Annotated in this window: 12 protein-coding genes; 4 read left to right on the top strand and 8 right to left on the bottom strand. The window is 66.1% G+C overall.

The window, feature by feature from the left end; genetic code table 11:
- Positions 1 to 368: 368 nt before the first annotated feature.
- From G6020_RS00830 to G6020_RS00820, 3 genes are all read left to right on the top strand, one after another.
- On the top strand, positions 369 to 1,046 hold the full coding sequence (locus tag G6020_RS00830; protein WP_182609338.1) for a VTT domain-containing protein: 678 nt from the start codon (positions 369 to 371) through the stop codon (positions 1,044 to 1,046).
- Between the two features lie 68 nt (positions 1,047 to 1,114).
- The gene (locus G6020_RS00825; RefSeq protein ID WP_241731275.1) at positions 1,115 to 2,122 is read left to right on the top strand and encodes an LLM class F420-dependent oxidoreductase; all 1,008 of its coding nucleotides are present in this window, start codon (positions 1,115 to 1,117) and stop codon (positions 2,120 to 2,122) included.
- A 166-nt stretch (positions 2,123 to 2,288) separates the two neighbouring features.
- Entirely contained in the window at positions 2,289 to 2,888 is a 600-nt protein-coding gene (locus G6020_RS00820) for a rhomboid family intramembrane serine protease (protein ID WP_107745814.1), read from the top strand.
- Here G6020_RS00820 and G6020_RS17475 read toward each other — a convergent pair.
- Together G6020_RS17475 and G6020_RS17470 are read right to left on the bottom strand one after the other, a co-directional pair.
- On the bottom strand, positions 2,845 to 3,558 hold the full coding sequence (locus G6020_RS17475; protein WP_347238274.1) for a cation:proton antiporter: 714 nt from the start codon (positions 3,556 to 3,558) through the stop codon (positions 2,845 to 2,847). The genes G6020_RS00820 and G6020_RS17475 overlap by 44 nt on opposite strands.
- 53 nt (positions 3,559 to 3,611) lie before the next feature.
- Positions 3,612 to 4,103 carry a cation:proton antiporter gene (locus tag G6020_RS17470; protein ID WP_311201640.1) on the bottom strand — a complete coding sequence of 164 codons (492 nt, stop codon included), beginning with the start codon at positions 4,101 to 4,103 and terminating at the stop codon, positions 3,612 to 3,614.
- Between the two features lie 287 nt (positions 4,104 to 4,390).
- Here G6020_RS17470 and G6020_RS00810 point away from each other — a divergent pair, with 287 nt between their 5' ends.
- Positions 4,391 to 4,741, top strand: coding sequence for a hypothetical protein (locus G6020_RS00810; protein ID WP_182609337.1), 351 nt, complete (start codon positions 4,391 to 4,393; stop codon positions 4,739 to 4,741).
- 955 nt (positions 4,742 to 5,696) lie between these two features.
- On the opposite strand, the gene G6020_RS00800 is transcribed toward G6020_RS00810, so the two are convergent.
- From G6020_RS00800 to G6020_RS00775, 6 genes are all read right to left on the bottom strand, one after another.
- Entirely contained in the window at positions 5,697 to 6,722 is a 1,026-nt protein-coding gene (locus tag G6020_RS00800) for a hypothetical protein (RefSeq protein ID WP_182609336.1), read from the bottom strand.
- Positions 6,719 to 7,210 carry an ImmA/IrrE family metallo-endopeptidase gene (locus tag G6020_RS00795; RefSeq protein ID WP_182609335.1) on the bottom strand — a complete coding sequence of 164 codons (492 nt, stop codon included), beginning with the start codon at positions 7,208 to 7,210 and terminating at the stop codon, positions 6,719 to 6,721. Before G6020_RS00795 ends, G6020_RS00800 begins: the two co-directional genes overlap by 4 nt.
- A gap of 894 nt (positions 7,211 to 8,104) precedes the next feature.
- Positions 8,105 to 8,647 (bottom strand): DNA starvation/stationary phase protection protein, encoded by a 543-nt coding sequence (locus G6020_RS00790; protein WP_182609334.1) that lies wholly within the window; start codon positions 8,645 to 8,647, stop codon positions 8,105 to 8,107.
- A 105-nt stretch (positions 8,648 to 8,752) separates the two neighbouring features.
- Positions 8,753 to 9,958 (bottom strand): FAD-dependent oxidoreductase, encoded by a 1,206-nt coding sequence (locus tag G6020_RS00785; protein WP_182609333.1) that lies wholly within the window; start codon positions 9,956 to 9,958, stop codon positions 8,753 to 8,755.
- Positions 9,955 to 10,860 carry a DUF1295 domain-containing protein gene (locus tag G6020_RS00780; protein ID WP_182609332.1) on the bottom strand — a complete coding sequence of 302 codons (906 nt, stop codon included), beginning with the start codon at positions 10,858 to 10,860 and terminating at the stop codon, positions 9,955 to 9,957. Before G6020_RS00780 ends, G6020_RS00785 begins: the two co-directional genes overlap by 4 nt.
- Before the next feature lie 85 nt (positions 10,861 to 10,945).
- A partial coding sequence (locus G6020_RS00775) for an alpha/beta hydrolase (RefSeq protein ID WP_182609331.1) occupies positions 10,946 to 12,134 on the bottom strand: 1,189 nt, incomplete at its 5' end.

Raw genomic sequence — 12,134 nt, 5'->3', positions numbered from 1 at the left:
ACCCTCGCTGTACGCCGCCGGCGCGGAGTCCTCGGTGGCGGCGGTGAACTCCCCGAGCTGATCGCCGTCGAGCGTCACGCGCACCAGATCCGCGGCGAAGGCAGCGACGGCCGCGTGTGCCGGCCAAAGGGACGGGTGCAGTAGTAGCTGCGATCACTGGTGAGCGAGTGGTCTCGCCGCACCACTCCCACGCCGGCCGGCCCGCTCGGCCGTTCACGACAGGAAATCTCTCAGCCAACCCGGGGTTCTGAACCGGTATCCTCCAATGGTTGCCGGGCATGCGCTGCACCGCGACCGGGCCGTGGACACCCGGCCCCGCGACCAGAGACGCTCGGCGGGCCCCGAGCGTGGGAGAAACGGACATCGATGTGATCACCCTTGCCGCGGCACCGCCGGTCGAACCCTCGGCCGAGTACAGCGGATTCATCGGATGGGTCCTGAATCTCATGGAGACACTGGGCGAGCTCGGCGTGGGCATGGCGATCCTGCTCGAGACGTTCCTGCCACCGATCCCGTCCGAGGCGGTGCTGCCCGGGGCCGGGTTCCTCGCCTACGAGGGGCGGATGAGCTTCTCCCTCGCCTGGGCTGCGGCCACCGCGGGCGCGCTGATCGGCGCCTGGATCTGGTACGCCGTCGGCGCCGCGCTCGGACGCGATCGCACCAGGAGCCTGGTGGGCAGGATCCCGCTGCTCGACTACGAGGACTTCGACAAATCGGAAGCCTTCTTCCAGCGGTGGGGCGGAGTGGCCGTGCTGCTGGGGCGCTGCGTCCCCCTGGTGCGCTCGTTCGTCTCGATACCCGCCGGGATCAGCCGAATGCCCGTCCTGCACTTCTCCGCCTACACCCTCATCGGATCCGGGGTGTGGAACGCGATCTGGATTGGCGCGGGGTTCGTCTTTGGCCCGGCGATCAAGCCCGTTCTGGAGCGGTGGAGTGGGGTGCTGTCCAACGCGGTGTTGGCGATCATCGCGATCCTGTTTGTCTGGTTTGTGGTCAAGCGCGTGCTGCGGCTGAGGGAGCGGCAACGCGTCGAGAGCGTGCAGTGAGCTCACCTGTCTCGTCTCGTCCCCCCGGCGCCTGGCACGCCTGATCAAGCGGAGGCATTCTGGACGTCATGCCAGCCGACTCCAGCCAGCCCGCGTCCAGCTCCGCCACCGCGCCCAGCGCCACCACCGACCGCGCGTCCGATGGAAAGGTCGGGCTGCGCGTCTTTGTCGAACCCCAGCAGGGTGCCACCTACGCTGATCAGCTCGCGGTCGCCCGCGCGGCAGAGGAGCTGGGCTACGAGGCGTTCTTCCGCTCGGACCACTACCTCAAGATGGGCGACGTCAGCGGCCTGCCCGGACCCACCGACGCCTGGCTCACCCTGGCCGGCCTGGCCCGGGAGACCAGCACCATCCGGCTCGGCACCCTGCTGACCTCGGTGACGTTCCGGCACCTCGGCCCGCTGGCGATCTCCCTCGCGCAGGTCGACCAGATGTCCGGGGGACGCCTGGACATCGGCCTGGGCGCCGGGTGGTACGACGACGAACACACCGCGTACGGGATCCCCTTCCCGCCCATCGGCGAGCGGTTCGACATGCTCGAGGACACCCTCGGCGCACTGGAGACCCTGTGGTCGACGCCCGAGGGCGAGACGGTCACCGTGCGCGGCAAGCGAATCGATCTAGTGGACTCTCCCGGCCTGCCCAAGCCGCTGCAGCAGCGACCGCCGGTCATCGTCGGGGGCTTCGGCAAGCGTCGCACCCCCGCACTGGCCGCCCGGTTCGCCGACGAGTTCAACGTGCCCTTTGCCGACGTCGACACCGTGGCCACCCAGTACCGCCGCGTCGACGAGGCGTGCGCCGAGCGCGGCCGGGCGCCGGGGGAGATCGTGCGCTCAGCGGCCCTGGTCCTGTGCTGCGGCCGCGACGAGGCGGAGCTCGCCCGCCGGGCCGGCGCCATCGGCCGGGATCCGGAGGAACTGCGGGCCAACGGCGCGGCCGGAACCCCGGATCAGGTGGTCGACACCATCGGCCGGTACTCGGCGATCGGTGCCCGGCGCATTTACCTGCAGGTTCTGGACATGTCCGATCTCGATCACCTGGAGCTCGTGGCCTCGGAGGTCGCGCGGCAGGTGTAGAGGGGTGAAACGTCCCCGGTGTGCCATTTCTCGTTCGCGTCACCTTCGACAGCACTCCGTGAGGTAATGAACCGCGGAGGCAGGACAGTGAACTCCGTTGCGCCGATCGGCGTCGGGGCCGGCGGTTCTCCACGTCGCCGGCGCATCTCGAGTAAGGACACCGCTGATGCTGTTCACGAGGTTGAAGAGCAGTCCCGCCGTCCTCTCGATCATCGCCATCCAGATAGTCGTGTACGTCGCCCAGCTGGTGAGCCCCGACATCGCGGAGCGGCTCGCCCTTCCGGGAAGCGCTGAGGGGTTGGGTGAACGGCCATGGAGTCCGCTGACCGTGATATTCGTCCACGACCTCCTCGTACACGTCGTGTTGATGGTGGTGATGCTGGCGGCGTTCGGGCCACTGCTGGAGAAGTCCGCACGCGCTGTGGATGTGGTGGCGGTCTATCTGCTGGCCGGGGTGGCGGGCTCACTGGGTGTTGTGGCCGCGACCGCTGCGGTCCCGACGTGGGCGGAGGACGGGACCATCGTCGGGTCCTCGGCGGCGGTATTCGGCGTGACCGCGGCGGTGCTGGCGATGCGCCCGTCGTCACGGATCTTCGGAGGCACGACTACTCAATGGTTGGCCATCCTGGTTGCGATCAACATCGTGTTCCTGTTCTCGCTGCCCCTCGGTTCGGTGGGGCACCTGGTCGGAATCGCTGTCGGGTGGGTGTACGGACGATGGCTCAGGTCCCGGCCCGGGCCCGCCGGCGGTCCAGTGCCCGCATGACCTGCGACGCGCTCGCCCCGTGGAGCACCAGTGAGGCGATGATGATCAGCGACACCGCCGGCCACAGCGACCAGCCGTCCTCCTTGGGGAAGAAGCCCATCGCGTAGCAGAGATAGAACAGCGAGCCCACGCCCCGGACGCCGAACACCGAGACCACCATCCGCTCGTCGCGGCGGAGCTTGCGGTCCCCCAGAAGCGAGACCCAGGCGGCGATCGGTCGGACCACCAGCAGGACGCCGGCCGCCACCGCTACGTGGGTCCAGTGCAGGCGGGGGAGCGCGTCCGAGATGAACGAGGCGCCGATCACCAGCAGGACCAGCAGGGTGAGCAGGTGCTCGGTGTACTCGACGAACTCGTGGAAGTGCTCGTGGCGCTCGTCGTCACGCTCGGACGCGCGGACCCCGAGCGCCGCGCAGAACACGGCGAGGAAGCCCCAGCCGCCCAGCAGTTCGCCGACGCCGTACGCCAGCAGGAGCGTGGCCACGGCGGCGGCGGGCTCGGCGAATCCCACCAGCCGGTGGTCTCCCACCCGCACCCGGTAGACCGCGGCGCCGATGAGCCGGCCGAGGAGATAGCCCACCACCGCGCCGATGACCGTCTTGCCCACCAGGTCCCACGCCACCCAGCCCAGGAGCCACTCGCCAGGATCCCCCTTGGTCGCCAGGTAGATGGCGAGGTAAACAAACGGGAAGGCGAGGGCGTCGTTCAGCCCGGCCTCGGAGGTCAGGGCGAAGCGGGCCTCGTCGTGCTCGTCGTCGACCTCCTCCCCGGACTCGGACCCTCCACCTGCACGTCGGAGGCCAGGACCGGGTCGGTCGGGGCGAGCACCGCCCCGAGCAGCACGGCGACCGCGGGGGTCAGCCCCAGTACCCACCACCCCAGCACCGCCACTCCTGCGATGGACAGGGGCATGCCGATCGCCAGCAGTCGCCACGTGGTGGTCCACCCGCGCAGGCTGAGCGGCCGGTCCAGTGCCAGGCCCACGCCGAAGAGCGCCACGATCACGGTGATCTCGGCCATCCGCTCGGCCAGCTCCGCGTGCTCGATCACGTCGACGAGCTGCGACTCGGTGGGCATCAGCCAGCCGATGAGCATGCCCACGCCCACCACCACGATCGGCGCGGACAGCACCCGCTCGCGGAGCAGGCGCGGGAGGAACGACCCGATGAGCAGGGCCGCGCCGATGACCGCGAACATCAGGTCGGTATTGGGCACGCAGTGAGTCTGGTCGCCCCCGGGTCCCCTGCGCCACCGCTGGGGTCAGCGAGCGGCGGGAACGGTGCTCAGCGAACCGATACCGGTAGCAACAGCCGCAGTGCCAGCCCGAGTATCCCTCTGGGGCCGGAGACAAGAACAACCAGAGGGCCTCTCTCCGGTCTAGCACCGATACCGGAGCCTTGCCGTACGGCATCTAGTCCATTCGCGCTGTCAGACTAGTGCTATAGAGTCTGGCTACAGTGCATGAATGGCGCTGAACTCCGATTAGATAGTGGTGCGAAAGAATGAAGATTCGCGACACGCGGGCAGTTTTGACGAGCTTTGACCATAAGCGAGGTCCGTTCGGGTTGGAACGCTGCCTCCCAGAAGAGCCAGGGAAAGTTCATGCGATCTCTCGGTCGGCGCTTCGGTTTGCCTCAACGGATGCGGTCTTCGCGAGCAAAGACATCAATTTCGACGATGTCCCGGTTGGGGCGTTCTGTGGCCGGACAGCCTGGGTAATCCTTCCGCGTGAGTTCGACAACAGTGACCCCGACGCCTGCGCTGATTGCGGACGTATGGCCAAGCTCTATGTCGACGACTACTCGAAGTGGTTCGCCGAGTATGAACGGCGCAGGAGCAGGAATCTATATTGATGCCATCGCCGTGCGGGCCGCAGGTACTGCCTTGGCGGCGGCCGAGAGGTATCCGGCGAACCCATCCATGGTCACAATTTTGACTCGGTCACGGAACTCCTCATCGACCCCGAGCAAGCGTACGCTCTTGAGGTGGCCGGGCTGGTCGCAAACTAAGATGCGGATCTTCGATACCGCGAGGTCACTGATTTTATCCCACCCCAGACCAAGTGGCTTCGCCGCGGCAGGCACGCTGGTCTGATCGATCGCCAGCCGTTGCAGAATCCAGCGCGTTCAGAGCGAGGACGGAGCCCCGATGGATGGAGAAGTCAGCGACCTCGAGCCCGGAGGACGGTTTTTTGTTGACTACGAATCGATGCGGCAGTGGGCTGCTAAGTGCAGTGAAGGGAATGAGCAATATGGGAGGGCGTTGGAAGGCGAATGGGCTTGGCTTTATGAACGTGGGACACCCGGCCCGCGCGAACTGAGGTCCTTCCAAGTTTCGACTTTCACCTACTTGTGGGATACCACAGTTGCCGACGCGCCCGCCGCGGAATCAAGGCTAGTAGGTGTTTATGGAATCTCTAGATCACCGACAAGGCGGCGCAACTCCTCACGGATGTCTGGGTATCCCCTTCAGCAGCCAGAGAACGCACCGAAGGTTCATCGAGGCCACGGGATTGGGCATAGTCTCGGCGGGCCCGACGAAGGCTACAACCTTTTCGTCCAGGCGGCAAGCGTAAACCTTGGCGGTCGTTGGCGCGAGTTGGAGCGGTACGCGGCGGCCTATCCCGGCACTTTCGTATTCGTCCGGTGCGTCTACGCGGATTTGAGTAGCACCCCCGCGGCCCTCGAGTATGGTCTAATCCGCGAAGATGGCCGACTTGTCGTTCGAAGATTCAAAAATTCCTGACCCGGACGGGACAGGGCGCCGTCGCTGGTGTAATAGGCTCGGGATGCCTATTTGGCCGGGCAGTTACCCGGTTGGTCGAGTAGGGAGTTTATCTTCCGGGACTTCTACCGGATTTTGAAAATCTGGAGCCATTTCTTCGCCGCCTTCTGCGGGATCGGGGGCCCTATCTAAGTAGTCGGCAAGTGGATCGGTAGGGACCTCGCCGAACCTCCCAAGCTTGGACTCTGGCAGGTACATTCTGAAAGGCCAGCCACTGCTGTCATAGCAGGCCTCGCATAGCTGTTTGATGTCATCCTGGGTGGCCGTCGATGGTAAGAACTTCTTGGTTGCAGCGTTTACCGGATCATCGGCCTCTAGGTCCAGAGCGAAAATGGGATAGCTGCGCCCGCCCCATACCCCTTTTAACTCCATACTTTCTAGCAGCAATAAGTTCGGAAATGTGTACTCGCCTCCCGGTCCTCCTGAGCCCCACGGCGTGCGATCCATTAGTGCCAGTGCGAGAGCTACTTCCACGGATAGTGTAAGGTACCGCGAACTACATCTACTTAAAACTCGAAACCCTGTATCGATGCTTGGTCCAAAAAAGTCGAATATGTACTTTTCGACCTCTCTGTCAGCGGTTAGCAAGGCTTCGCGGTTAAGTACGACTACATCTCTGCCGGAGCTTTCCGAGTCGGGTGATCTCGGAATCGTCGACTCGTGATCCGGGCCGGGGAACGTTCCCAGAAAGACTCCGCCTTTGACTCCTAGTCCTGACTGGCCTTCATGTTGTAAATTGTCTTCTTTGTACGCGCTGAGCGTTCTCACCCATACGCTGACTGCGTCACAAATGTCAGTCTCAGCTGAAACGTCGCAGGTGAAAATTAGTTCGTCTCCTACGGCCTTCCATAATTCGAAATCTATGGAGCAGCCGTAGTCCTTGCGCTGAGCAAAGAGCTGCTGAGGAAACTCGCGGTAGAACTGAAGAAAGACCTTTTGCCAGGGGGGCGCGCCATCGCCATTTTTCGGCCTTTGCTTAAATGCAGTGGAGCCCGTTAGGTCGCAAGATAGAAACAGCTTGGACTGCGGGCCGTAGATTTTTCCACTCACTTCAGATTTAGTACTTCCGCCCGGACCCTGGCGGCAGCCGGTGAAACATCGAAATGATTCGCTACCAACCATTCGTCTTTTTCTAGGGAGTTCCATTTTTCTGCGAATTCTGCGCTTGGCATTAGTAGGGCTGATGCAAAGACGTTTGCCTCAGTCTCGGCTCTATTTCTACTTCCTCTTCCGTAGCCGCGCTCATCGTTGAGCTCGGGCAGGCGATAATGAAGAAAGTAGTGCCCGAGCTCGTGTGCGATAGTAAAGCGGTCGCGGGCTACAGAGGTGAAGCGAGGGAGGAATATGGTGAAGTCGGCTGGGCTGCGGACATGGAGCGCTTCCCCGCCGTCGCGATACTCTATCTTTCCGCCGAATAGCCTTAGTAGATAATCCAGATCGGCTCGTCCATCGTCGTATAGGTCGTTCTCGCGCCCGACTCGCTCGGCAAACTTAGCGATGGCTGCGTTAGACAGGCGCGATGGTTGTGTGGCAATCACAGCGGGCCCCTTCCCTTCTGCCTAGTTACCTGATCGTACCGTGTGTCACTGGTGCAACTTGCCGACACGGCGAGCGCACTCGCCCTCGATCGGAGCTGCCTCGCTGGGTGAGTGTCGCGCCACCTCGCATTGCACTCGCCGATTTCTCCGCTCGTCTTACAGTTTGCGGCGCTCCGGGCGTACGGACTGCAACCCTGCAACCCGCACGCGAACGCCCCACGCCCCGCACGATAGCGGTAGCTTCTGACATCGACGAACATGCGGACAGTTTGCCGTGATGCAGTTCGGGTGGATTGGCGATTGAGTGTGGTGCCAAGCGCGCAACTGCCCTCGTAGTCGTCGCCACTTAGCGCAGTTCACCTCGACTGTGCCTCGGCACGGCACGTGAACCTCCCGGGCGACCGGGGCCCGCAGTCCCGTCGTCGCGGAGGCCATCGACCTCCAACATCTGCTCCGTCGGTACCAGCAACGGCAGCGTGCCCGGCGCCGCAGCCAACGCCCGGCGCACGGGTTCCTGTTGTTCGGGAGTGGATGGATCCGTCCAGTAGGTTGCGCCTACGCCTGCCTCTTCCGCAGCGAGTGAGAACGCACAGCCCGGCCACCGGCGTTCCTGCATCACCGCGATCACTACCGCAGCCACAATGCACTCAATGGCACATCACCCGCCGACCGCGTACCCAACCTGCGTGGACAGAACAGCTAGCCGATGTCTTTCCACTGCACGGCTGGCTGGTAACGCTCGGTGAGTTCGCGAGGTCGCGGGAGGGCAGCCAACTATGAGTGGCTGTTCGCCGACTAAGGCTTCGCTCGTGGTTTGCAGAAGGTCTCGGACCGGACTCCCAGGTGGGGGAGTCCGGCCAGTCGGTTCGTACTCGAGGGGTCAGCCGCGTGCCATCACGCAGTGGCGTCGCGGGCCGCGCCCTTCTCGGTGGCGTTGTCGGCGGTCGGCAGCGAGCCGGAGGCGTTCTCCAGGTGGGCGCGGACGAACCACTGGAACTTCTCCAGCTCGGCGGTCTGGCCGATGAGGATGTCCTCGGTCACCGGGTCCACCTCGCCGGCCACGGCGATGGCCTTGCGGTGGTCGCCGATCATCCCGTCGTACACCTTGTCCAGGGCACCGAGGTGCGCCTGCGCGGTGTCGCGGCCCAGCGAGTAGTCGTCCCACGAGCGGTGGTCGGCGTTGGCGCCCATCGTGCCCACCGGCGAGCCGCCCAGGGTCGCGATGCGCTCGGCCAGCACGTCGGCGTAGCCGCGGACCAGCTCGACCTGCGGATCGAGCATCTCGTGCACCGAGATGAAGTTGGGGCCCACCACGTTCCAGTGCACGTGCTTGAGCGTGAGGTGCAGATCGTTGCACGCCGTGAGTCGCTTCTGCAGGGTGTCTACGAGCGTCGAGGAATCAGAGTTGGACAATCCGGGAACAGTGAATTCAGGCATGCTTCGAACCTAGCGCCGCCGGCAGGACCGTGCGACCGCTCGACCCGCCGTGCAGGTCAGTGCCTATGGGCCCGGTCGCCGACCCGTACCGTCCCGTGCAGGAACTCACCGAGCCCGCCGGCGCACCCCGCCGTAGATCAGCTGGTGGGTGATGAGCCGTTGGAGCACCACATGGGACGCCGGGGCGGGGACGCGGACGCCCCGTCCGGGCGGGGTAAAGACGATGAGTCCGTCGCGCAGCGGGCCGAGCACCGATCCCCAGCGGCGCCTCGGGGGCCGGTAGTCGCGCAGCGGGCCGCCCTGAAGGTGCGCACGGATGTTGCGTGCGACCAGGAGGTGTCCGCGGTTGCGGGCGGAGGTGCGCAGCGGGTCGGTGGCCGCCACATCGCCGACCGCAAAGACGTCGCTGTGCCCGGCCACTCGCAGCGTCGGCTCCACGCGGACGAACCCCCGGTCGTCGAGCATCTCCGCGGGCAGCCAACCGGTGTTGGGCGTGACGCGGCCGATCGCCCAGATCACTACATCTGCTGTGGTCGGTGCCTGACCCGTCGTCCAGCTCACGGGGGCGCTGGTGAGGTGCTCGTCGTCGTCGTCGTCGTCGTTCTTGTTGTGGTTCGCAGCGTCGCCGCCGTCTCCACCAGCGACGTCCCCCGCCGGCAGCTCCGCGCGGTGACCGGGATGCAGGCCCACGCCGAGGCTTTCCAGTCGTGAGCGCACCCTGTCCCAGACGAGGTCGTGGTGATGAGGCAGTGCGCGGTCGCCGGGGAAGTAGACGTCTACCTCCTTGGCCGACCAGCGTTCGGCCACCTGCGCCGCCGAGCTCAGCGCCGCCGCGCCGCCGCCGATGATCGCCACCGACCTCGACGCTGCGATGCGCTGGTGGGGGAGGGAGATGTCGGCGTCGACGCCGCGGGAGTCCTGGAGGGTGGGGTGGCGCCAGAATCCGTTGGTCACCCCGGTGGCGACGACTAGGGCGTCGTACGGCTCCTCGACCACCGAGCTCTCACCGGCTGAACCCTCACCCGCAGCGCCGTCCGCAAGGGTCACGCGTACGGTCCGGTTCTCGGTGTCGAGGGCGGTCGCGCTGCCGTGCACGATGCGGACGTGGTCGAGGCCCCGGAACCTGCTGTAGGCGATGCGGTAGTCGCGCGTCCACGCCTCCGGCCGTGCCAGCCGCAAGCCCAGCTCCTGGCCGCTGACGAACTCCGGCTTGGCGGTGATGCCCACCACGTCGCCGTGCCTGCGGAGCGCAATCGCGGTGAGGACCCCGGTATCCCCGAGGCCCACCACGACGATCCGGGGGCGGCTCACGCGGAGGTCGTGGTCCGGCTCTTCTCCTGCGGGCGCTTCTTGGGCGGGCGCGGGATGAACAGCGACACCCGCTCCACCACGCGCGCGTACTCGGGCCGCCGCTCCAGGCTGCGCTGCTCCATCATCGGGATGCTCACGGCGAGGAACATCGCCACCATGGCAAAAGTGCCCACGAACACCCACCACGCGCCGGGCCAGGCCGCGAGGCCGAACAGGCCCATGGAGAACCAGATCCCGCATTCGCCGAAGTAGTTCGGGTGCCGGGACCACGACCACACGCCGGTGTCCATGACCTGCCCGGGCGTCCGGGTGGCGATGAAGCGGTGCATCTGCAGGTCGGCGATTGTCTCGAGGGCCAGCGCGGCCAGACCGACGCCGAACGCCACGAAGTCCAGCCACCCGAGCGGCTCACCGGCCCTGGTCGCCACCACGTAGACGGGGACGAGTCCCGCGAAGACCTGCAGGGTCGGGAAGACGTGGATGCCCATGAGGTCGGCCACGAACTCGAAGCGGCCGGCCCGCTCGCGGACCATCGGGTAGCGCCAGTCCTCATGGTGCATGCCGGGGAAGGTGCGGATCCAGTTGGCGGTCAGGCGAATGGCCCACGCCAGCAGCACGACCATCATGAGCCACCAGCGGACGTCGTTCACCCCCGCGTCGGCGGCGATCCACCAGTAGAACGCCAGCAGCGGTGGGATGACCGACCAGAAGGCGTCGTAGAAGGTGGAGTTCCCGTAGAAGCGGCTGAAGGCGAAGATCACGACGGTCGCGATGAGGTCGGCGATCAGGCCGTCGAGCCACAGCTGGCCGCTGTCGAGCCCCCACAGCAGCCACGCCAACCCGGCGCCGATGGCGATGACATAAGCGATCCCGACCCGCAGGAGTGACGCACCTTGACTCATGTCAGGCAGGGTAATGACCGTTCTGCGCACGGGCCTGCGAACGGTGAGATGCGGTGTGGCGCTGGTGGGGTGTGGACCTGATCTATTACTCCGCCACTGGCATCGGCGGGGCCGGTGCGTGGGTCACCCCGGTGTGGCCGGTGCGCAGGTACTCCACCACGGCGTCGTCGACGATGGCGTTGCCCTTGGCCACCTGCCCGTGGTCGCCGCCCTCGACGGTGAGCACGTGCGCGCCCATGCGGTCGGCCAGGGCGAGTGCACCTCGGTACGGCGTCTGCGGATCCGCCAGGGAGTTGATCAGCAGCGGTGCGGTGGCCAGGCCTGCGTTGTGGACCTCAACGGGCGTAGCGACCGGGGGCGCGCCGGCACACGCGGCCCCCGAGCTGTAGCTCAGGCCGACGGCATCGAAGATGTCCCCGGTGACGAACTGGGTCCACAGGAACCCGGGGTAGTCCAGCAGCCGCGGGGCAACTCGATTCTCGTTGCACAGCACGGTGGCCTGCATGTTCGTAGAAATGATCGCCTCCTGCGGGAGCTCCGGCATCTGCGGATCCTGCGGGCCGATCGGGGTGCCGTCGCGCAGCGACTCGGCGATCACCGGCCAGGCCGAGGTCTGCGGGGCAAGGCCTCGGGTCGCGCCGAGCATCGGGGACAGGGCCTGCACCGCGCCGGGCGTGCGGAGCTGGTTGAACAGTCCCTCGATCTGCGCCCGCAGCGGCCCGGTGAGCGTGACGCCGTCCACGTACTGCTGCGCGAGCGCCTGCCACTCCGGAGGCACGTCGCCGATCTTCGCCGGGGGAGGGGCGATGGTCGGGGTGGTGCCGGACTCGGCCATCACCCGCTGCGACCAGCGCTGGTACACCTTGAGAGGCGTGTCGCCCAGCCCGTACACGGCGTCGTTGGCAGCGATCCAGTCAAACATCGCCACCACTCTGCGCTTGTAGGGCTCGTTCTGCTCCAGCAGGACGTCGTTCCACATCCAGTCCGGGTTCGCTCCCGAATCCAGCACCAGCTTGTCCGTGTGCTGGGGGAAGAGCGTCGCGTACGTCGAGCCCAGGAGCGTGCCGTAGGACAGGCCGTGGATGGAGATGCGCTCCTGGCCCAGCGCGCGGCGGACCTCCTCCCAGTCGCGCGCGGTGTTCTCGGTGGTCAGGTGGCGCCAGTAGCCGCCGCTGGCCTGCTCGCACGAGGCCCGGTGCGCGCCGCCCAGGTTGGTGGCGATCATCACCGGGTCGGCCACCTCCAGCGGCGCGCACTCCAGCGGGCCCGCGTGC

Origin of the sequence: Dietzia sp. B19 (assembly GCF_014145155.1) — a bacterium.
Lineage (GTDB): Bacteria > Actinomycetota > Actinomycetes > Mycobacteriales > Mycobacteriaceae > Dietzia > Dietzia natronolimnaea.
Note: the sequence above shows the minus strand (reverse complement) of the source record. Positions and strands in the feature narration are given on the sequence as shown.